The organism is Microbacterium azadirachtae (assembly GCF_000956545.1).
GTDB classification, from domain to species: Bacteria; Actinomycetota; Actinomycetes; order Actinomycetales; family Microbacteriaceae; genus Microbacterium; species Microbacterium azadirachtae.
Map to the genome: position 1 here is coordinate 56,154 of NZ_JYIT01000071.1, position 19,859 is coordinate 76,012.

At 69.9% G+C, this 19,859-nt stretch carries 17 protein-coding genes and 1 tRNA gene; 9 read left to right on the plus strand and 9 right to left on the minus strand.

The window, feature by feature from the left end:
- The first annotated feature begins 57 nt into the window (after positions 1–57).
- Both RL72_RS07755 and RL72_RS20060 read left to right on the plus strand, forming a co-directional pair.
- Complete coding sequence (locus RL72_RS07755; protein WP_045250244.1) at positions 58–840, plus strand: class E sortase; 783 nt, start codon at positions 58–60, stop codon at positions 838–840.
- On the plus strand, positions 840–1,013 hold the full coding sequence (locus tag RL72_RS20060) for a hypothetical protein (RefSeq protein ID WP_045250245.1): 174 nt from the start codon (positions 840–842) through the stop codon (positions 1,011–1,013). The genes RL72_RS07755 and RL72_RS20060 overlap by 1 nt, the downstream gene beginning before the upstream one ends.
- 34 nt (positions 1,014–1,047) lie before the next feature.
- Here RL72_RS20060 and pknB read toward each other — a convergent pair whose 3' ends face one another.
- From pknB to RL72_RS07795, 7 genes are all read right to left on the minus strand, one after another.
- A complete protein-coding gene (gene pknB / locus RL72_RS07765) occupies positions 1,048–2,748 on the minus strand; it encodes a Stk1 family PASTA domain-containing Ser/Thr kinase (RefSeq protein ID WP_045250278.1) in 1,701 nt (566 codons plus the stop codon).
- Between the two features lie 65 nt (positions 2,749–2,813).
- Positions 2,814–4,526 carry a serine/threonine-protein kinase gene (locus tag RL72_RS07770; protein ID WP_045250246.1) on the minus strand — a complete coding sequence of 571 codons (1,713 nt, stop codon included), beginning with the start codon at positions 4,524–4,526 and terminating at the stop codon, positions 2,814–2,816.
- Complete coding sequence (locus RL72_RS07775) at positions 4,523–5,986, minus strand: peptidoglycan D,D-transpeptidase FtsI family protein (protein WP_045250247.1); 1,464 nt, start codon at positions 5,984–5,986, stop codon at positions 4,523–4,525. Before RL72_RS07775 ends, RL72_RS07770 begins: the two co-directional genes overlap by 4 nt.
- 31 nt (positions 5,987–6,017) lie before the next feature.
- Positions 6,018–7,406, minus strand: a complete 1,389-nt coding sequence (locus tag RL72_RS07780; RefSeq protein ID WP_045250248.1) for an FtsW/RodA/SpoVE family cell cycle protein — start codon at positions 7,404–7,406, stop codon at positions 6,018–6,020.
- Positions 7,403–8,653, minus strand: a complete 1,251-nt coding sequence (locus RL72_RS07785) for a PP2C family protein-serine/threonine phosphatase (protein WP_045250249.1) — start codon at positions 8,651–8,653, stop codon at positions 7,403–7,405. Before RL72_RS07785 ends, RL72_RS07780 begins: the two co-directional genes overlap by 4 nt.
- Positions 8,654–8,662: 9 nt before the next feature.
- Positions 8,663–9,181 (minus strand): FHA domain-containing protein FhaB/FipA, encoded by a 519-nt coding sequence (locus tag RL72_RS07790; RefSeq protein ID WP_045250250.1) that lies wholly within the window; start codon positions 9,179–9,181, stop codon positions 8,663–8,665.
- Complete coding sequence (locus RL72_RS07795) at positions 9,174–9,872, minus strand: FHA domain-containing protein (RefSeq protein ID WP_045250251.1); 699 nt, start codon at positions 9,870–9,872, stop codon at positions 9,174–9,176. The genes RL72_RS07790 and RL72_RS07795 overlap by 8 nt, the downstream gene beginning before the upstream one ends.
- 181 nt (positions 9,873–10,053) lie before the next feature.
- Here RL72_RS07795 and RL72_RS07800 point away from each other — a divergent pair.
- Positions 10,054–10,137: transfer RNA gene (locus RL72_RS07800), tRNA-Leu, on the plus strand.
- 67 nt (positions 10,138–10,204) lie between these two features.
- Here RL72_RS07800 and RL72_RS07805 read toward each other — a convergent pair.
- Complete coding sequence (locus RL72_RS07805; protein ID WP_045250252.1) at positions 10,205–10,402, minus strand: hypothetical protein; 198 nt, start codon at positions 10,400–10,402, stop codon at positions 10,205–10,207.
- 382 nt (positions 10,403–10,784) lie between these two features.
- On the opposite strand from RL72_RS07805, the gene RL72_RS07810 reads away from it, so the two are divergent.
- Entirely contained in the window at positions 10,785–12,539 is a 1,755-nt protein-coding gene (locus RL72_RS07810; protein ID WP_248700416.1) for a lipase family protein, read from the plus strand.
- A gap of 28 nt (positions 12,540–12,567) precedes the next feature.
- Here the strand turns inward: RL72_RS07810 and RL72_RS07815 are convergent, their stop codons facing one another.
- Positions 12,568–13,353 (minus strand): DNA/RNA non-specific endonuclease, encoded by a 786-nt coding sequence (locus RL72_RS07815; protein ID WP_045250253.1) that lies wholly within the window; start codon positions 13,351–13,353, stop codon positions 12,568–12,570.
- 201 nt (positions 13,354–13,554) lie between these two features.
- Here RL72_RS07815 and RL72_RS07820 point away from each other — a divergent pair, with 201 nt between their 5' ends.
- From RL72_RS07820 to RL72_RS07840, 5 genes are all read left to right on the plus strand, one after another.
- Positions 13,555–15,657, plus strand: a complete 2,103-nt coding sequence (locus tag RL72_RS07820; protein WP_248700417.1) for an MDR family MFS transporter — start codon at positions 13,555–13,557, stop codon at positions 15,655–15,657.
- Between the two features lie 46 nt (positions 15,658–15,703).
- Positions 15,704–16,321: a TetR/AcrR family transcriptional regulator gene (locus RL72_RS19140; RefSeq protein ID WP_052674251.1), complete on the plus strand. Its 618-nt coding sequence runs from the start codon at positions 15,704–15,706 to the stop codon at positions 16,319–16,321.
- Between the two features lie 191 nt (positions 16,322–16,512).
- A complete protein-coding gene (locus RL72_RS07830; protein ID WP_248700418.1) occupies positions 16,513–18,588 on the plus strand; it encodes an MDR family MFS transporter in 2,076 nt (691 codons plus the stop codon).
- Between the two features lie 57 nt (positions 18,589–18,645).
- The gene (locus tag RL72_RS20225) at positions 18,646–19,254 is read left to right on the plus strand and encodes a TetR/AcrR family transcriptional regulator (RefSeq protein ID WP_052674252.1); all 609 of its coding nucleotides are present in this window, start codon (positions 18,646–18,648) and stop codon (positions 19,252–19,254) included.
- The gene (locus tag RL72_RS07840; RefSeq protein ID WP_211256035.1) at positions 19,251–19,835 is read left to right on the plus strand and encodes a GNAT family N-acetyltransferase; all 585 of its coding nucleotides are present in this window, start codon (positions 19,251–19,253) and stop codon (positions 19,833–19,835) included. The genes RL72_RS20225 and RL72_RS07840 overlap by 4 nt, the downstream gene beginning before the upstream one ends.
- Positions 19,836–19,859 lie beyond the last annotated feature (24 nt).

Sequence of the window (19,859 nt, forward strand, 5' to 3'; positions counted from 1 at the left end):
CAAACGACCGCAGCGCACACCGGCAGGGCGGATAGGTCGGGTGGGTAGGATCGCGACATGACCGACGCCCCACGAGCCGCCGCCCGTCGTGCTCGTGCGCGACCTCGACGCCGGGCCTCGGTCGTCAGCGTGCTCGGCGAGCTGCTGCTCACCGCGGGCGTCGTCGTGCTGCTGTACGTCGCGTGGCAGATGTGGATCGGCGACGTCATCATGAGCGCCGAGGCCAATGACAAGGGGAAGCAGATCTCCGAGACGTGGGCGAAAAGCGCCCCGCCGCCGCTGCCTCCCGTGCTCGACGACGGCTCCGGAGTCGACGCCGGACACCCGCGGTACGCGCCGCCCGTGATGACCGCACCGCAGAACGGCGTGCCCTGGGGAGCCCTCATGCGGGTGCCGAGGTTCGGCTCGGACTACGCCGTGACGATCGCCGGCGGGATCACCCGCCCGGACACGCTCGATCATGGCTGGATTGGTGTGTATCCGAGCTCGGGGATGCCGGGGCAGACCGGGAACTTCACGATGGCGGCGCACCGCACCACCTGGGGCAAGCCGTTCAACCAGCTCGACCGGCTGCGCCTGAACGACGCCATCGTGATCGAGACCGAGCAGGGCTGGTACACCTACCGGTTCCGTACGCTCGAGTACGTGACCCCCGACAGCGTGAACGTGCTGGATCCTGTGCCGCAGGCACCGGGCGCTCCCGCCAGCGGACGGTACATCACGCTGACCGCGTGCTCGCCGCTGTACTCCCTCGCGGAGCGGATCGTGGCCTACGGCGTGTTCGAGAGCTTCCAGCCGAGGGCGCTGGGCGCACCCGCCTCCCTGAAGGCGGTGAGCTGATGTACGCCGCGTTCTGGCGCATCCTCCCCGGCCCGTGGTGGGTACGGCTGATCATCGTGCTCGCCCTGCTGGCCGCCGTGCTGTACGCGCTGATGTTCTGGGTGTTCCCCTGGGTGAGCCCGCTGATCTCGCCCGGCGACGTGAGCATCGAGCCCACGCCGACCGCGACCTGACGACGTCCGCCGGCTCAGGATCCGGGATTCCTCATCACTTGCCGGTGCAGTAGCCGAGGTCGATCGTGGACTGCACGGGCACGTCGCCGGGGGGCACCGACATCGAGGCGACCGTCTTCGGATCCGTGGCCTTGCAGCCCGGGTTCTCGACGGGGTTCGCCGTGAGGCCCAGCTGCTGCAGCGCCTGGGTCGCCGAGTCCAGCGGCCAGCCGGTGAGGTCGTTGACCGTCACCACGCCGCTGGCCACCACGAGGTCGACCACGGTGCCGGGGGCGACCTTGCTGCCCGCCGCAGCGCTGGCCGACAGGACGGTGTCGTGCGAAGAGCGGGGATCGTTCTTCTGGGTGACCGAGCCGAGCTGCAGTCCGGCCTTGGACAGCGCGTCCTTCGCAGCGGAGGCGCTGAGCCCCTCCAGCGGGGGGACGCTGATCTCCGCGGCGCCGCTGGAGACGTACACGGTGACCGACTGGCCCTTGTCCATGTTGCTGCCGGCCGCCGGGTCGGTGCTGATGACCTTGCCCTTGTCGACACCGGCGTCCGCCTGGTCGATGCGGATGGCGCGCAGATCGTTCTTCTGGAGCAGCGCGACCGCGGCATCGTACGTCTGACCGGCGACGTTGGGAACCGTGCGACCCGCACCGGGCACGTCGGTGGTCGGCTTGATCGCCAGCACCCAGATCAGCACGGAGGCGAGCAGCACCACGAGCAGGGCGACGCCGGCCCACACCCACGCGACCGGCGGTCCGGACTGCGTGCGCGTCATGGTGGTGTCGGACGAGAGCTGACGCAGCGTGCGCGCCGTCTCCTGCGCGTGCCGGGGGCTCGGGCCGTAGAGCTCGCTCGTGAGCGAGGAGAGCTGCTTCTTCGTGGGCACGACGCCGGTCGCCGCCTCGTCGAGGGCGGTGCGGAACGAGGCCGCGTCGGGGAAGCGCTGGAACGGATCCTTCGCCATCGCGCGGAGCACGATCGGTTCCAGGGCGCGGATGCGCTCCAGCTCGCGCTCCGGGTGCTCCTCGTCGCGCACTTCGCTCGGGGGCAGGGGCGTCTCGCTGACGTGCTGGTAGGCGACGGCGACGGGCGACTCGCCGCGGAACGGCTGGCGTCCGGCGAGCATCTCGTACAGGACGACGCCGGTCGAGTACAGGTCGGTGCGCGCGTCGACCTGCTCGCCCTTGGCCTGCTCCGGCGAGAAGTAGGCGGCGGTGCCGATGATCTGCGTGGTCTCGGCGACCGTGGAGGAGGAGTCGGACACGGCGCGCGCGATCCCGAAGTCCATGACCTTCACGGTGCCGGCGGGGGTGATCTTGACGTTGCCCGGCTTGATGTCGCGGTGCACGACGCCGGCGCGGTGGGAGTACTCCAGCGCCTCGAGGATGCCGTCCGCGTAACGCACGGCATCGGCCGCGGGCACGGGCCCGCGCGCGATGACGTCCTTCAGCAGCTCGCCGGGGACGAGCTCCATGACGATGAACGGCACGGGCTCCGCAGGGCTGCCGCCGGCCTCCGGGGTCGTGTCCTCCCCCGCGTCGAACACGCGCACGATCGACGGGTGCGACATGCGCGACGCGGCCTGCGCCTCCATCCGGAACCGGGTGCGGAACGCGGTGTCGCGGGCGAGCTCGCGGTCCAGGATCTTGATCGCGACCTCGCGCCCGAGGGTCAGGTCGTACCCCCGGTGCACATGGGCCATGCCGCCCCGGCCGATGAGGTCATCGACGCGGTAGCGACCGGCCATGACGCGCGTGGTCGTCGTCACGGAGGACCCCCCTCGTTCTCGTGATTCTGATGCGGTGCCCGTGCTCAGGGCGTGGGCAGGATGGTGGGCGGCGAAGTCGGAACCGGCTGGATGTGCGACGTGCGCGAATCCGAGTCGGGACTCTGCTGGTCGCCGCATCTCACCGAGTACTTCGCCGTGAAGTCGCCGGTCTGGCTCAGTCGCACCTCGGCGCTCGTCGTCCCCGCCGGGAACTCGGGACCGCCGGACATGAAGGACCCGCCGTCGATCGTCACGATGTACCCGGTGATCGACGTGCCGCTCGGGCACACGTAGTCGGCGCCCCAGGACACCGTGATCGTGCCTCCGGCGACCATGTCGCCCGTGAAGGTGGGAGCGGATCCCGGCTTCGGCGGCTGAGTGCGATCGGCGTAGAACGTCAGCGTGATCGAGGAGCCCTGCGGGACCTTGCCCGTCGGGTTGACGTTGTAGACCTTGCCGACCTGATCGGCGGCCGGTGCCGGATCGCCGGGCGTGCAGGTGGCCTGCAGGCCGGCGTCGTGGGCCTTCGCGGCCGCGGCATCGCACGCGAGACCGACGAGACCCAGCGCGTCGACGTCGACCCGCGGGGTCGAGGTGGGCGTAGGCGTCTTGCTCGGGGAGGGCTGCGACGACGCCGTGGTCGATGACACGGGCTCGGGCGCCTTCTGGTTGGCCAGGAGCGCCCAGATGGTGCCGCCGAGCACGATGAGCAGCAGCGCGATCAGCGCGATCAGCGGCCAGGTCCACGGGCTGCGCTTCTTCTTCTCCGGGGCCTGCTCGGCCTCGGTCGGGATCTGCGCCGTGGTGGGCATGATCGTGGTCGCACCCTGCGTGGCACCCAGCAGCTGGGTCGCGGCGTCGTCGCCCGCGGCTGCCGCGGCGCCCACGCCGACCACACCGGCGATGACGGCGGGCACGGCGATCGCCGCGGAGTTCAGGTCGCCGCGGCGGAGAGCCTGTGCCGCGCGGGCCACGGTCGCTGCGGAGCTGGGCCGGTCGGCCGGCTTCTTCGCGATCATCGCCATGACGAGGTTCTGCACCGGCTGCGGCACCGTGGCGGGCAGCGGCGGCGGGGTGTCGTTGATCTGCGCCATGGCGATCGCGACCTGCGACTCGCCCGTGAAGGGACGCTTGCCGGCGAGGCACTCGTAGGCGACGATCCCGAGTGAGTAGATGTCGGTGGCGGGCGAGGCTGCGTGGCCCGACGCCTGCTCCGGCGAGAGGTACTGCACCGTCCCCATCACCTGACCGGTGGCCGTCAGCGGCACCTGGTCGGCGATGCGGGCGATGCCGAAATCGGTGATCTTGACGCGGCCGTCCGGCGTGATCAGCAGGTTTCCGGGCTTGATGTCGCGGTGCACCAGGCCGGCGGCGTGCGCCGCCTGCAGGGCGGAGGCCGTCTGGGCGACGATGTCGAGCGTCTTGTCCGCGCTCAGCGAGCCCTCGCGCTCGATGATGGTCGACAGGGCCTCTCCGGGCACGAGCTCCATGACGAGGTAGGCGGAGCCGTTCTCCTCGCCGTAGTCGAAGACGCTGGCGATGCCCTCGTGGTTCACCAGGGCCGCGTGCCGGGCCTCGGCGCGGAAGCGCTCGAGGAAGCCCGGGTCCCCCATGTACTCGTCCTTGAGGATCTTGATCGCGACGGTCCGTCCGATGACGTGGTCGGTCGCCTCCCAGACCTCGCCCATACCGCCGATGGCGATCCGAGACTGCAGCTCGTACCGACCGCCGAAATGCACACCCTGCGTCGGCCTCATCTGTTCAGCACCGCCTCCATGACCTTCTTCGCAATCGGTGACGCGATCGTGTCACCGGATCCGGACTGTCCCTGCCCACCGCCGTCTTCGACGACGACCGCAACGGCGATCTCCGGGTTCGAAGCGGGCGCGAAGCCGGTGAACCACAGCGTGTAAGGGTCCGTGTCACCGTTCTCCGCTGTGCCCGTCTTACCGGCCACGTCGACTCCGTCTATTCTTGCACCCTGGGCCGCGCCGCTTGAGACCGACGCCTGCATGGCGGCGGTGATCGCCGCCGCCTGGTCGCGGGTCATCGCCTGGCGGAACTGGCTGTTCTCGAACTGCTTCTGCACGGACAGGTCGTCGCCGACCACCTGGTCCACCATGCGCGGGTTCATCACGAGGCCGTCGTTCGCGATCCCTGCCGAGACCATCGCCATCTGCAGGGGCGTCGCCCGCACGTCGCCCTGGCCGAAGCCGGTGAGGCCGGTCTTGTCGGCGGAGAGGGACTTCGGGTACGTCGAGGCGGCCGACTGCAGGGGCAGCGAGAACTCCTGGTCGAAGCCGAACTTCTCGGCCGCCGCGCGGATCGCGTCGTCGCCGAGCTGGACGGCGAGCTCGGCCATCGGGATGTTGCAGCTGTACCGGATCGCGTCGGCGAGGCTCACGGTCTGTCCGTCGCCGCCGGGGCAGATCCCGCCCCAGGCGTTGTGCACCGCGGTGGTGGTGCCGGGGAGCGTGAAGGCCGCCGGGTTCGGGAACGTCGACTGCATGGTGAACTTGCCCGAGTCCAGGGCGGCGCTGGCCACCACGAGCTTGAACGTCGACCCGGGCGGGTTCATGTTGCCGCCGATCGCGCGGTTCGACAGGGGCTTGTTCGGATCGGCCACGAGCGCGTCGTACGCGGCGTTCGCGGCCTTGGAGTCATGCACTGCGAGGCTGTTGGTGTCGAAGCCGGGCGTCGAGACCATCGCCAGGATCCGTCCGGTCTTCGGCTCGATCGCTACGACGGCACCCCGATAGCCCTGCAGCGCGTCGTAGGCGGCCTTCTGCGCGACGGGGTCGAGCGTGAGCACCACGTTCGACCCCTTCTGCGGCTGCCCGGAGATGATGCGCTCGATCGACGAAAGGAACTGCGAGCCGCCCGTGCCGCTGAGCTCGCCGTTCATCGCCTTCTCGATGCCGGTCGCGCTGCCGAGCGCCGGGTTGTAGTAGCCCGTGACGGCGGACCACATCTGCGGATCCGTGTACTTCCGCTGGAAGGAGTACATGTCGCCGGAGGGGACCGAGGTGGCGATCGGGGCGCCGCCCGCGATGATCGACCCCCGCTGGATCTCGTAGCTGTCCAGCCGGGTGCGGCGGTTCGCGTCGTTCTGGGCGAGCGCGTCGGCCTGCACGACCTGGATCCAGCTCACCGAGCCGAACAGCGCCAGGAACATGACGAGGACGAGGATGCTGATGCGCCGGAGCTCTTTGGTCATGCGACACCTCCTGCGACGATCGGAGAAGCGGTCATCCGATCACCACCCTGGGCTGACGGCGCACGCCGTCCGAGATCCGCAGGAGCAGGCTGACGATGAGCCAGTTGGCGATGAGCGAGGATCCGCCCGCCGCGAGGAACGGCGTGGTGAGGCCGGTCAGCGGGATGACCCGGGTGACGCCGCCCACCATGATGAACACCTGCAGGCCGATCGTGAACGAGACGCCCACGGCGAGCAGCTTGCCGAAGTCGTCCTGCCCGGCCACGCCGATCCGCAGACCGCGGCTCACGAACACCATGTAGAGGCAGAGCAGGGCGAACAGCCCGATCAGGCCGATCTCCTCGCCCAGGCTCGTGATGATGAAGTCGCTCTCCGCGACCGGGGTGATCTCGGGGCGGCCCTGTCCGAGACCCGTGCCGATCAGCCCGCCGTGCGCGAGGCCGAAGATGCCCTGCGTGAGCTGGTAGCTCTGGTCTTCCATGAGGTCGGGGTCGAAGGCGTGGATCCAGGTGTTGAAGCGGTTCTGCACGTAGGTGAGGAACTGCGACACGACCGCGATGCCGATCACCACGCCGGCGAGGCCGATGAGCACCCAGCTCGTCTTGCCCGTGGCCACGTAGAGCATCACGATGAACATCCCGAAGATGAGCACACCGGTGCCGAGGTCGTGCTGGGCGACGATGATGGCGAGCGAGATGAGCCAGACCACGATGACCGGCCCGAGCTCGCGCATGCGCGGCCAGGTGATGCCGGCGAACCGCTTGCCCACCGACGACAGGCTCTCGCGGGTGCGCACGAGATAGCCGGCGAAGAAGATGGCCAGGAAGATCTTCGAGAGCTCGCCGGGCTGGAAGCCGAGCCCGCCGATCGAGATCCACACGTCGGCGTTCGCGTCGGCCCGCAGGCCGGGGATGAACGGGAGAACGAGCAGCACGAGCCCGGCCAGGCCCGAGAGGTAGGTGTACCTGTACAGCACGCGGTAGTTGCGCAGGAAGATCACCAGCGCGATGGCGCCGATCACCGAGATCGCCATCCACATGAGCTGCTTGTTCGAGGAGGCGTTCCACCCGGTGGCGTGGTTGGCGATGTCGATGCGGTAGATCTCCGCGATGCCCACTCCGGTCAGCAGCGTCGCGATGGGGAGGACGAACGGATCCGCGTCGCTCGCGACGAAGCGCAGCACCACGTGCAGGGCGAAGACGAGCACGGCGAGTCCGCCGCCGATCAGCAGGATCATCGGATCGATGCGGTGCAGTGCGCCCAGCTGCACGAGGGTGAGCGCCGATCCCGCGACGACCACCGCGAACAGCAGCAGCCAGAACTCGCGGTTGCGCTGCGTCTGCGGGCCGCGGATGCGGCGCAGCGCGCGCAGGACGGCCGTGTCGGCGGCGACGTCGGAGGCGGGTGCGGTGGCGGTCATGGCGTCTTCCCCGTCTTCGCGGCCGCGCGCAGGCTCTCCACCGTCGTGCGGGCCGCCGTGAGCGTGTTGGCGCTTGTGGTCTCCTTGACGGCGGACTGGTAGAACGCGGGCAGATCCGACACCTTGATCCCGGTGTCCTCGTACACGTGCGAGAGCGGGACCGGGCCGAGATCCTGCTGGATCCCCTGGAAGATCGCCACGTTGCCGGACTCGGGGGCGACGCCCACGAAGTACCGTGTCTGCGTCCAGGCGTAGGCGCCGAAGAGCGCGGCGGCCATGAGCGCGATGACGACGATCAGGCCCGTGATCCAGCCGATCCGCCGGCGCACCGCACGGCGGTGGTCCTCCTCGATGAGCTCCTCGAGGTAGTCGGCCGCGGGCTCGAAGTGCGTGGGCTCGTTCGCGGCCTGGCGCACGGGGTGCAGCCAGCTCGGACGGGCGGGGCGCGCGGCCGGGACGACGACGCCCTGCGGGTTGGCGGCCGCGCCGACAATGGTCGCCGAGCCGGAGCGCACCGGGTGCTGGCCGCCGACGTCGACGATCACGATCGTGACGTTGTCGGGTGCACCGCCGTCGAGCGCGTGCTTGAGCAGTCCGTCCGCGGTGCGTCCCGGCGCCATGCCGAGTCGCAGCGTCTTCTGCATGTGCGCCTCGTCGACCACGCCGCTGAGCCCGTCGGAGCAGAGCAGCCAGCGGTCGCCCGGCAGGGTGGGCATGACGAACATGTCCAGCTCAGGATCCGCATCCATGTCGCTCAGCACGCGCATGAGCACCGAGCGGCGCGGATGATAGCGGGCCTCCTCCGGCGTGATGCGCCCCGAGTCGACCAGCCGCTGCACGAAGGTGTGGTCGGTGGTGATCTGGGTCAGCGTCTCGTCGCGGTAGAGATAGATGCGCGAGTCGCCGATATGGCCGATGACGGCGTAGTCGTCGACCATGATGATCGCGTCGAGCGTGGTGCCGAGGCCGGCGAGCTCCGGCCGGTCCTTCACGGCACGGATCATGTCTCCCGCCGCCGTCGTGGCCGCCGCCTGCAGCGAGGCCTCCGCGTCCATGGTGGAGGGGTAGGCGTGATCCAGGTTCTGCAGCCGGTGGATCGCGATGCTGCTCGCGACGTCGCCGCCCGCGTGACCGCCCATTCCGTCCGCGACGACGAACAGGTTGGCCCCGGCGTAACCGGAGTCCTGGTTGTTGGAGCGGACCTTCCCGGTGTGGGAGATCGCGGCGCTCGAGCCCTCGAAGACCATGGCCGCCGGTTACGCCCGCAGCTCGAACGTCGTGGCGCCGACCTTGATGGGGGCGCCGACGGGAACCGAGACCGGGGCGCCGACGCGCTGGCCGTCGAGGAACGTGCCGTTCGTGGAGTCGAGATCCTGGAGCATCCACTGCTCGCCCCACAGCATCAGGCGCGCGTGGTGGCTGGACGTGTAGTCGTCGCGGATGACCAGGCCGGACTCGCTCGAGCGACCGATCGACATCGGCTCGGATCCGAGCGGCACCTCCAGGCCCGCCTTCGGGCCGGACGTGATCACGAGCTTGCTCACGGTGGACGTGGTGGCCGGTCCTCCCGGCCTGCTCCGCGGCGCGGCCTTGGGCTTCGCCGGCGGCGCGGCCGGCTTGGCGGGAGCGCTCGCGGCGGCCTGCTCGGCCTGCGGCATCTTGCGCACGCGCACGCCGAACAGGTCGGCGCGCAGGGAGTACACCACGGCGAACACGAAGAACCACATCAGCACCAGGAAGCCGATGCGCAGGAGCAGCAGGGTCAGTTCACTCATGCCGGAGGCTCCCCGCCGACGACGAGACGGGCACGACCTGGAACGTCAGATCGGTGCGGCCGATCGTGATGACCATGCCGCTCTCGAGCTGCGCCTCGCGCACGCGCTGACCGTTCAGCTTGGTGCCGTTGGTGGAGCCGAGGTCGCGGAGCATCGCGTGATCGCCGTCCCAGAGCACCTCGGCGTGCTTGCGACTGGATCCGGCGTCTCCGATCGTGATGTCCGCGTCGCTGCCGCGGCCGATGACGGTGCGGGCCTTGGTGAGCGGATAGCGGGATCCGCCGGTCGCGATCTCGGCCTGCCAGGTGACGCGGCCGGCGCTCGAGGTCGAGCTCGACTCGACGCGCACCGTGCCGGTCGCGAGCTTGTCGTCGGCCTCGAGGGCGATGTTCACAGGCCCGGCGAAGCTGTAGCCCTGGGCGTTGGCGTGGTCCCTGACCAGGACGTGCAGCTCGTCGATGAGGGCGGATCCGAGGCCGTGCATGGCCGTGGCGTCGTCGCCGCTGAGATGCACGAGGAAGGTGCTGGGGACGATGATGCGGTCGCGGCTGACGACCGCCGCCTTCGTATCCATCTCACGGCGCAGGGCCGACGCGATCTCCACGGGCTGGATGCCGCTGCGGAAGGTCTTCGCGAACGCGCTGTTCACAGCACGCTCGAGACCCTTCTCAAAGCTGTCTAGTAGTCCCACTGGGCTCCCATGGCTCACCGATCGGTAGGGCCATGTTAGCGACACGGCCTGAATGAACCCCCGGTGGGCCGCGATCCGCAGGAAACCCTGAAGCGTCCGGAGGCCCGTGCCGGGCCGCGGGTGGTTCGACCCCCTCCCGCGTCGTGATATTCTCGGGAGGTTGGTTCGCGAGAGTCGACATGCGCGAGTGGCGGAATAGGTAGACGCGCTGGCTTCAGGTGCCAGTGCCGGCAACGGCGTGGGGGTTCAAGTCCCCCCTCGCGCACAGAACGAAGAAGGCCCGGATCGAGAGATCCGGGCCTTCTCGTCTCCATGGGTGGTGCGCGTGCCGGTCAGGCGACTTCGGCGGCGAAACGTCGCAGCACGCGGTCGACCTCGGTCACGCGCAGGCTGAGCCGGGCTCCGGGCGCGCTCTGCGCACCGCGCACAAGACCCGCCGCGTCGGCATGCTCCACGAGAACGCCGAACGGGAGCGTCTTCGTCACCGTCGCGGTGATCACATCACCGATGCGAGGGAGCTTCTCGTCCATGCATCCACCTCCCTTCCCTGAATCGGGCGAAGGAGGAGGGGCGGATCACGGGCCGGTCGGGCATTCCTTCCGTGTCGTGCCGCGCAACGCGTCCGGCACCATCCCGATCTTCACGAGGCGATTCTAGATCGCCGCGCGCGCTGTCGCGACGGGTCCGCAGCGGGACGGCTTCACAGGGTCGGCGCGCCACCAGTATGTTGGCCTCAGCGCGGCTCCGGTGAGGAACGCGTCGGATGCGGATCGAGGCCCCGCGGCCCGTGATCCGCGAGGCGAAGGGGGCACCGTGGCCGCAGGCGGGATCGCAGACGCGCCGGATCCGAACGGGGTCGGAGGAGGTCGTTCGCGCCGCCTCGATCCCCGCCTGAGCACTCCGATCCGGATCGTGCTCGGAATCGCGCTCGTCGCCGTCGGAGTCGTCTTCCTGCTCGTCTCGATGACGGTGCAGACCATCGCGATCGTCACGGGGATCGGGATCCTGCTCGCGGGCGTCGCGGTGCTCGTCACCGCGGGGGAGGGCCGCGCGCCCGACCGCGGCGAAGCGCCCCCGTCGCGCCCGGCCGCCGTGATCGTGGTGCGCGTGCTCGGCGTACTGCTCGCGCTGCTCGGCGCCGGCATGGCGCTGTGGCCGGCCGCGGGCGCGCCGCTCCTCTCTCTTCTGCTCACGATCGCGCTGGTGGCGTTCGCCGTGGCGATCGGCGTGCGCGCCTTCCAGCCCGGCGCGGATCAGCGCGTCACCGGCGTCATCGCGGCCGTCGCGACGCTCGCGGTCGCCGCGATCACCGTGTTCTGGCCTGTGCTGACGCTGGTGGTGTTCCGCCTCGGCGTCGGCGCGTGGTTCGTCTTCATCGGCCTGCAGCTGATCGCGCGGGCCCTGTGGCGACGCTCCCCCGGCCGTCGCGACCCCGGCCGTCGTCGCGGCGTGCGGTGGCTCCGGACGATCGGCGCGACCGTGGCGCTCGTGCTGACGGTCGCCGCCGCCGCGGGGAGCGGCGCCCTGCTCGGCGGCACTCCCCTGCCGGTGCCCGACGCCTTCTACACGCCGCCCGCCGATGTGCCGTCGCAGCCCGGAACGCTGATCCGGTCCGAGCGGATGACCGTGGGCGTGCCCGCGGGGGCCAAGGCGTGGCGGATCCTGTACACGACCACGAACCCCGACGGATCGCCGGCAGTCTCGAGCGGCACGGTGCTCGCCCCCGCCGATCCCGGGCCGGATCCGCTGCCCCTGCTCACGGTCGCCCACGGCACCGTCGGAGTGGTCCCCGGCTGCGCCCCCTCCCTCAGCGCCGAGCCGTTCGCCGACGGCGCGGGCACCGCCATGGTCGACATGGTCGTGAAGCACGGGTGGGTCGCCGTGACGAGCGACTACATCGGCCTGGGAACGAAGGGGCCGCACCCCTACCTCGTCGGCGACGCGGAGGCCCGAAACGTGTGGGACGCGTCGAAGGCCGTGCGGGGCTTCAGTGCGCTGAAGGTCTCGACCGACACCGTGATCTGGGGCCACTCGCAGGGCGGCCAGGGCTCGCTGTGGACCGGGCAGATCGCCGCGTCGTATGCGCCGGAGTTCACGGTCAAGGGAGTCGCGGCGTTCGCCCCCGCCTCGAACCTGTATGCGCTCGCCGAGGCCATCAAGTCCGAGACCGCGGGCAAGACGGTGTCCGCGTACATCGCGGCGACCTGGGACAAGGTGTATCCCGACCTCGAGGTCGAGAAGCACCTCACCCCCGGATCCGCAGGGCCCGTCGAGCGCATCGGCGGCCTGTGCTTCAACGGGCGCGACGGTCTCGCCGCGATCCTGCGCGGCAGCCAGGTGCCGAACCAGATCTTCCCGGACGCGCTGCTCGACGGCCCCTTCGGCGACCGGCTCAAGGAGCAGGAGCCCACCGGGCCGTTCCCCGCTCCGCTCCTCGTCGCGCAGGGCCTTGCGGATCCGCTCGTGAAGCCGGCGATCCAGGACGCCTGGGTGCGGTCGCGCTGCGATGCCGGCATCCCCGTCGACTACCGCACCTACCCCGGCCTCGGGCACGTCGAACTCGTCGGGCCGGACTCGCCGCTCACCCCGCAGCTGGAGCAGTGGACGCTCGACCGCTGGAATGACAAGGCCCCCACCCCGGACTGCGACCACCTGCCGGCGGGCTGAGCGGGCGCCTCGCCCGCCGATCGCCGGATCAGAGCACGATGTCGCCGGCGCCCTGCAGCAGGCGCCACTCCCCGGGCCGCACGGCGCGGGTCGTCAGCACGTCGGCGCCCGCCAGCGCGCCGACGTCGACGCCGGTGAGAGCGGCGATGTCGGCGACGGGCACCTGGAAGGTGCGGAACCCTCCGAGCGGCGCCGGGGCGAGCAGGCCATCGGCGGTGTCGACCAGGTCCGTCTGATCGAGCACGAATCCGGCCGCCGCGAGCGAGCCGGCCGAGACCCAGGCCGCGATCTTCCAGAAGCGCAGCGGGATCCGGATGCCGCGGTACGGCGGGTCGTCGTCGGCGAGCACGGGCGCGGTGAACACCGAGAGGCGCTGCTCGGTCGCCTCGGCGTAGGACATCACGTGGTCCTCCAGCCCGAGCCACAGCTCGGGCCCCTGATTGAAACGGGCGGCCTGCGGCGCCGCGTTCGGATAGACGAAGGTGGCCTCCATCGCTGCCCGTGCCTCGTCCGTCTCTCCCCAGCCCGGGTCCCGACGGCGCACCAGATGGCCGCGATCCAGATCGTTGCGCGCGTAGACGGCGGGCCCGGTCTGCTCGTCCTCGGCCGCACGCGGGTCGAGCCGCCACTCGCCGGTGCGCGGCAGATCGCGCATCGTCCGCCCGTCGATGTTCACCCCGGTCGCCGCCGCGAGCCGGCGGACGGGATCCAGCAGCACCGTGAACCGCGGATACGCGAGCTCTCGCACCGCCTGTGCCGGGAGCGGGAGGGGAAGGGGAACAGAGAGGAACCCGGGCTCGTAGCCGTCCGTCATGCCTCCATCGTCCCGGACGCCTCCGACATCCGCACCCCTCCTGCCCCTCCCGGCGCGCGGATCCGGATCCCTGCGCGCAGGAAAGCTTGCAAGGGTGTAACATTGCAGTGTTGCAAGTTTAGCGCTCGTGCCCGCGTCGATCGATGACGTCCGCGGACGGATCCGCAGCGCTCCATCCCCCGCTCTCCTGGAAGGACCTCCATGGCAACCGCCACCGACACCGTCACGACGGTCGAAGCGCCCCCCGCCTCGAAGCCGGCGCCGATCATGACGCACAAGCAGATCATGCTGGTGATCTACGGCCTGATGAGCGGCATGTTCCTGTCGTCGCTCGCGCAGACCGTGTTCGGCACGGCGATCCGCACGATCGGCGACGACCTGCACGGACTCGACCAGCAGGCCTGGGTGACCACGGCGTTCCTCATCACGTCGACCATCGCCGTGCCGATCTACGGCAAGCTCAGCGACATCTTCGGCCGTCGCCCGCTGTTCATCCTCGGAATCGTCGTCTTCATCCTGGGATCCACGCTCTCGGCGTTCTCGACCTCGATGATGATGCTCGCCGCGTTCCGCGCGTTCCAGGGCATCGGCGCGGGCGCGCTCATGGCGCTGCCGCTCGCGATCATGGGCGACATCCTCGCCCCGCGCGAGCGTGCGAAGTACCAGGGCTACTTCTTCGCCGTGTTCGGCATCGCGACCGTGATCGGCCCGCTCGTGGGCGGCCTCTTCGCGGGAGCGAAGGAGATCCTCTGGATCGACGGCTGGCGCTGGACCTTCCTCATCAACATCCCCCTGGGCCTGTTCGCCCTGTTCATGGTCATCACGTTCCTGCACCTGCCGAAGGTGGGCAAGCACAAGGGCCCGCGGATCGACTGGTGGGGCGCCGCCGCCGTCATCGTGGCGCTCGTGCCGCTGCTGATCGTCGTCGAGCAGGGCCGCACGTGGGGCTGGGACTCGGTCGCGTCGATCTCCTGCTACCTCATCGGCGGGCTCGGCCTCGTGGCGTTCATCGTGATCGAGGCGCTCATGAAGGACGACGCGATCATCCCGCTGAAGCTCTTCCGCTCCGGCACGTTCTCGATGGCGACGGTGCTGGGCTTCCTCGTCGGCTTCGCGATGTTCGGCGCCATGATGACGATCCCGCTGTACATGCAGATCGTGGTGGGCATGAACCCGACCGAGTCCGGTCTGTCGATGCTGCCGCTCATCGTCGGCCTGATGATCGCCTCTCTCGCCTCGGGGCAGATCACGGCGCGCACCGGCAAGTACCGCATCTTCCCCGTACTGGGCACCCTGTTCACCGCCGTCGGCTTCTTCTCCCTCACCCTCATCCGGTACGAGACGCCGCTGTGGCAGATCTTCGTCGGCATGTTCGTGCTGGGCCTGGGTCTCGGCCAGCTCATGCAGCCGCTCACGCTGGCGAGCCAGAACTCGGTCGACCCGCACGAGATGGGCGTCGCCTCCAGCGCCGCCACGTTCTTCCGCCAGATCGGCGGAACGCTGGGCACCGCCGTGATGCTCTCCGTGCTGTTCTCGATGCTGCCCGCGAACATCCTGCACGCCACCGAGGACAAGGCGAACCTGACGGCCGCGCTCGACACGGCGCTGGATCCCGCACAGGCAGGCAAGGCCGAGAACGCGGCCATCATGAAGCAGCAGTGGAGCCCGATCGTCGGACCCCTGACGAAGAACATCCAGGCGCAGCTCGACAAGGGCGTGGCTGAGGGCGACGCGAAGGCGAAGGCCGCGGCCGACGAGGCCGTGACCGCTGCGGTGACCGCGGGTGTGGACCAGGCCGTCGCCGCGGGTCAGCTGCCCGCCGCGGCCGCTCCGGCCGTCATCGCGGAGAAGGTGGCTGAGGCGACGCCCGCGGCCGAGGCCGCCGCGCACGAGAAGGTGCTCACGGCGGTCGCCGAGAAGGCGCACGCGACCGTGAACGGCGACACCGTGTCCGTCGACTGGGCCGACCGCGCCCAGCGCACGTACTGGGTGGACCAGCTCGTGCCCACGCTGCAGGACGAGATCAAGAAGAAGGCCGACGACGCGTCGGGATCCTCCTCCACGTCGGTGAACGACACGTCCTTCCTCACCGGGGCGGACGCGACGCTCAGCAAGCCGTTCATGATCGGCTTCATCCAGGGCCTCGTGACGCTGTACTGGGTCGGTCTGGGCGTGATCCTGCTGGCGTTCGTGCTGACCTGGTTCTTCAAGGTGCCGCCGCTGCGGGCGCGCTCCGCTCTGCAGGAGCAGGCGGACAAGGCCGGCCTCACCGAGACCGGCACGATCAGGACGCATTCGGCGTGAGCACGTCGGGGCGGGTGCGTACCCACCCCGGCCTCAGGAGGCAGAGATGAGCGACATCGACGTTCCGGCTCCGGCGGACCCGCACGCGGAGGCGTGCGGGCGCCGCGAGCGCAAGAAGCAGCAGACCCGCCAGGCGCTGCACGAGGCCGCACTGCGGCTGGTGGACGAGCAGGGACTCGACGGCACCACCGTCGAGCAGATCTGCGAGGCCGTGGACGTCTCGCCTCGCACCTTCTTCAACTACTTCCCGTCCAAGGCCGCGGCCGCGCTCGACCTGCCCGACTCCGGGATCTCCCCCGAGGGTGCGGCGGCCTTCCGTGCCGCCGAGGGTGAGCTGGTGCCCGCGCTGTGCGAGCTCATCGGCGCGTCGATGGACGACGCGCAGCAGCGCCGGCGGATGAAGGCGCTGGTGGTGCGCCGTCCCGAGCTGATGCCGGCCTTCGCGCAGTGGATGGGCGGGGTGCGGGAGCAGTACTTCGCGCTGGTGCGCGAGCGCGCCGACGACGCCGACGCGCTCGCCGCAGTGGCCCTCACGATGGCGGCGCTCAGCGTGATCGTGCACGACGGCACCGCCGGAGGCGAGCGTCCGGGCGCGGCGCGGCTGCTCGAGGGCGTCGAGCAGCTGGTGGCCGCGCGGGACGTGCGGCTGCGCGACGCGGCCTGACCCCTTCGCGCGGCGACATCCCTCTCGCCCGCCGCACGGATCCAGCAAGCTCATAGCAAAACTGCGTTTGCGCAACCTTTCCGGTCGTGTAATCTTGCAGGGCTGCAACATTCTTGCCGCCAACGTCGGCGCTCGAGGCGACGGGTGTCGACGACGAGCGCCGGCGTCCTCGATCCACTCGAAGGGCCTTCATGTCCACCGCAACAGCAACCGCCGGGGCGACGCGCGCAGAGCGCGCGCAGAACGCCCCGATCATGACGCACAGGCAGATCCTGCTCGTCATCTACGGCCTCATGGCCGGCATGTTCCTGTCGTCGCTCGACCAGACGATCGTGGGAACCGCGATCCGCACGATCGGCGACGACCTGCACGGTCTCGACCAGCAGGCCTGGGTCACCACGGCCTACCTGATCACCTCGACGATCTCCGTTCCGATCTACGGCAAGCTCAGCGACATCTTCGGCCGTCGCCCGCTGTTCATCTTCGGCATCTCGGTGTTCATCCTCGGCTCGATCCTGGCGACGTTCTCGTCGTCGATGCTGATGCTGGCCGCCTTCCGCGGCGTGCAGGGCATCGGCGCGGGTGCGCTGATGTCGCTGCCGCTCGCGATCATGGCCGACATCCTCGCCCCGCGCGAGCGCGCCAAGTACCAGGGATACTTCTTCGCCGTCTTCGGCATCTCCTCGCTGATCGGTCCGCTGGTCGGCGGCCTCTTCGCGGGTGCGCACGAGATCCTCTGGATCTCCGGCTGGCGCTGGGTGTTCCTCATCAACCTGCCGATCGGCCTGATCGCCCTCGGCATGGTGATCGCGTTCCTGCACCTGCCCAAGGTCGCCAAGCACCGCAACCCCCGCATCGACTGGTGGGGCGCCACCGCGGTGATCGTCGCGCTCGTGCCGCTGCTGCTCGTGGCCGAACAGGGCCGCGAGTGGGGCTGGGCCTCGTTCGGCTCGATCGCCTGCTACGTGATCGGCGGGCTCGGCGTGATCGCGTTCGTGCTGATCGAGATCGCGATGAAGGACGACGCGATCATCCCGATCCGGCTCTTCCACTCCCGCCCGTTCTCCTGGGCGACCGGCATCGGCGTGCTCGTCGGCTTCGGCATGTTCGGCGCGATGATGACCATCCCGCTCTACATGCAGATCGTCGGCGGACTCACCCCGACCGAGTCCGGATTCGCGATGCTGCCGATGGTCGTGGGCCTCATGGGCTCGTCGATGGCGGCCGGCCAGATCACCTCCCGCACCGGCAAGTACGGCATCTTCCCGCGCACCGGCACGCTGATCATGGCGCTGGGCTTCCTGCTCCTGACCTTCGTGTCCTCGAACACGCCGGTGTGGTTCATGATGATCGGCATGTTCGTGGTCGGCCTCGGTCTCGGCCAGCTCATGCAGTCGCTCGTCATGGCGAGCCAGAACGCCGTCGAGGCCCGCGACATGGGCGTGGCCACGAGCGCCGCGACCTTCTTCCGCCAGATCGGCGGAACGCTGGGCACCGCGATCATGCTCTCGATCCTGTTCACGCTGCTGCCGACGAACATCGTGCACAGCATGGCCGACAAGCCCACGCTGACGGCCGGACTGAACGCGGCGCTGGATCCTGCCATCGCAGGAAAGGATCAGAACAAGGCCGTCGTCAAGCAGCTGTGGACCCCGATCACGGGCCCGCTCGAGCAAGGCGTGCAGACGAAGCTCGACCAGGGAGCGACCGAGGCCAAGGCAGCCGCAGGCAAGGCCGTGACCGACGCGGTGACCGCGGGTGTGAACCAGGCCGTCGCCGCAGGGCAGCTGCCGGCTGCGGCGGCGCAGTCCGTGATCGACCAGAAGGTCGCTGAGGCGACGCCCGCCGCCGAGGCGAAGGCGCTGCAGACCGTCGCCGAAAAGGCGCACGCCACGGTGAAGGACGGCAAGGTGGTCGTGGACTGGTCCGACAAGGATCAGCGCTCCTACTGGGTGGACCAGCTCGTGCCGGGCGTGGTGAAGCAGATCGACAAGGGCACGTCGAAGGCCTCGAGCGGATCCAGCTCGTCGGTCAGCGACACCTCGTTCCTGAACGGCGCGGATCCGGTGCTCACCAAGCCGTTCATGGTCGGCTTCACGCAGGCCATCGACGTCATCTACTGGGTCGGGTTCGGCGTGCTCATGCTCGCCTTCGTGCTGACCTGGTTCTTTAAGGCGCCGCCGCTGCGCACGCGCTCGGCGCTGCAGGAGCAGGCCGATGCCGCCGGTGTCAGCGAGACCGGTACGATCAGGGTCCAGAGCGCCTGAGCGATGCAGCCGGGGCGGGCACATGTCCGCCCCGGCTCCGCGCATGAGGAGAAGAAGATGAGCATCGCGAACACCGTCGGCGAAGGCCGGCGCGAGCGCAAGAAGCAGCAGACCCGTCAGGCGCTGCACGAAGCTGCCCTGCGGCTCGTCGAGGAGCAGGGCCTGGACGGCACGACGATCGAGCAGATCTGCGAGGCGGTCGACGTCTCGCCGCGCACCTTCTTCAACTACTTCCCGTCCAAGGCCGCCGCGGCGCTGAAGCTGCCGGAGTCGGGGGTCGAGCCCGACGTCGAGGCGCGCTTCCTCAGCGCCCAGGGCGAGCTCGTGCCGGCTCTGTGCGAAGTCGTCGGGTCGTCGATGGACGTGGGGATGGATCGTCAGCGGATCAAGCAGCTCCTCATGCGCCGCCCCGAGCTGCTGCCCGCCTTCTCGCAGTGGATGGGCTCCGTGCGCGATCAGCTCATCGCGCTCGCCGAACGCCGCGCCGCCGACCACGACGAGGCCATGCGGGCCGTGTCGCTCGTGCTCGCCGCGATGAACGTGCTGGTGCACACCCGCACCACCCCCGATCGCCCGGGCGCTGAGCGGCTCCTGCAGGCGCTGGACGGGCTTGTCGACGTGCGATCCGCCCGTCTGTCGGACCCGGAGCCTACGCTGGACGCGTGAGCTCCTCCTCCTTCGACCGGCTCGACCTTCCCCTGCGCACCGACCGCCTCGTCATCCGCGCCAGCACGGTGGACGATGCCGACGCCGTGTGGCGCTATCGACGCCTCGACGACGTGAGCCGGTGGCTGACCACCGCCCCGACCGACGCGGAGGCGTTCGGCGCGCACTTCGCGGATCCGGAGCGGCTCGCGGTCACGCTGCTCGTCGAGCTGCCGGGCACCGGTGTGATCGGCGACATCATGCTCCGCCTCGAGGACGCGTGGGCGCAGGCCGAGGTGCGGGCGCTCGCCGCGGGCGTCCAGGCCGAGCTCGGCTGGGCGATGGATCCCGCGCACCAGGGCAAGGGGTACGCGACGGAGGCGGTGCGCGCGGTGATGGCCGCCTGCTTCACGACGCTGGGCCTGCGCCGGGTCCACGCCGGCTGCTTCGCCGCGAACGAGCCGTCGTGGCGCATGATGGAGCGCCTGGGCATGCGGCGCGAAGAGCACAGCCGGGGCACTGCGCTGCACCGGAGCGGCGAATGGATGGACGGCATGAACTACGGAATTCTGGCCGAGGAATGGCGCTCACTGACCGTTTGAGAGCGCATTCCGATCGGCACGCGC

Bases quoted from the DNA above. Each gene is read 5' to 3' on its own strand.
- RL72_RS07755 (WP_045250244.1), top strand. From the start codon at position 58: ATGACCGACGCCCCACGAGCCGCCGCCCGTCGTGCTCGTGCGCGACCT.
- RL72_RS20060 (WP_045250245.1), top strand. From the start codon at position 840: ATGTACGCCGCGTTCTGGCGCATCCTCCCCGGCCCGTGGTGGGTACGG.
- pknB (WP_045250278.1), bottom strand. From the start codon at position 2,748: ATGGCCGGTCGCTACCGCGTCGATGACCTCATCGGCCGGGGCGGCATG.
- RL72_RS07770 (WP_045250246.1), bottom strand. From the start codon at position 4,526: ATGAGGCCGACGCAGGGTGTGCATTTCGGCGGTCGGTACGAGCTGCAG.
- RL72_RS07775 (WP_045250247.1), bottom strand. From the start codon at position 5,986: ATGACCAAAGAGCTCCGGCGCATCAGCATCCTCGTCCTCGTCATGTTC.
- RL72_RS07780 (WP_045250248.1), bottom strand. From the start codon at position 7,406: ATGACCGCCACCGCACCCGCCTCCGACGTCGCCGCCGACACGGCCGTC.
- RL72_RS07785 (WP_045250249.1), bottom strand. From the start codon at position 8,653: ATGGTCTTCGAGGGCTCGAGCGCCGCGATCTCCCACACCGGGAAGGTC.
- RL72_RS07790 (WP_045250250.1), bottom strand. From the start codon at position 9,181: ATGAGTGAACTGACCCTGCTGCTCCTGCGCATCGGCTTCCTGGTGCTG.
- RL72_RS07805 (WP_045250252.1), bottom strand. From the start codon at position 10,402: ATGGACGAGAAGCTCCCTCGCATCGGTGATGTGATCACCGCGACGGTG.
- RL72_RS07815 (WP_045250253.1), bottom strand. From the start codon at position 13,353: ATGACGGACGGCTACGAGCCCGGGTTCCTCTCTGTTCCCCTTCCCCTC.
- RL72_RS07820 (WP_248700417.1), top strand. From the start codon at position 13,555: ATGGCAACCGCCACCGACACCGTCACGACGGTCGAAGCGCCCCCCGCC.
- RL72_RS19140 (WP_052674251.1), top strand. From the start codon at position 15,704: ATGAGCGACATCGACGTTCCGGCTCCGGCGGACCCGCACGCGGAGGCG.
- RL72_RS07830 (WP_248700418.1), top strand. From the start codon at position 16,513: ATGTCCACCGCAACAGCAACCGCCGGGGCGACGCGCGCAGAGCGCGCG.
- RL72_RS20225 (WP_052674252.1), top strand. From the start codon at position 18,646: ATGAGCATCGCGAACACCGTCGGCGAAGGCCGGCGCGAGCGCAAGAAG.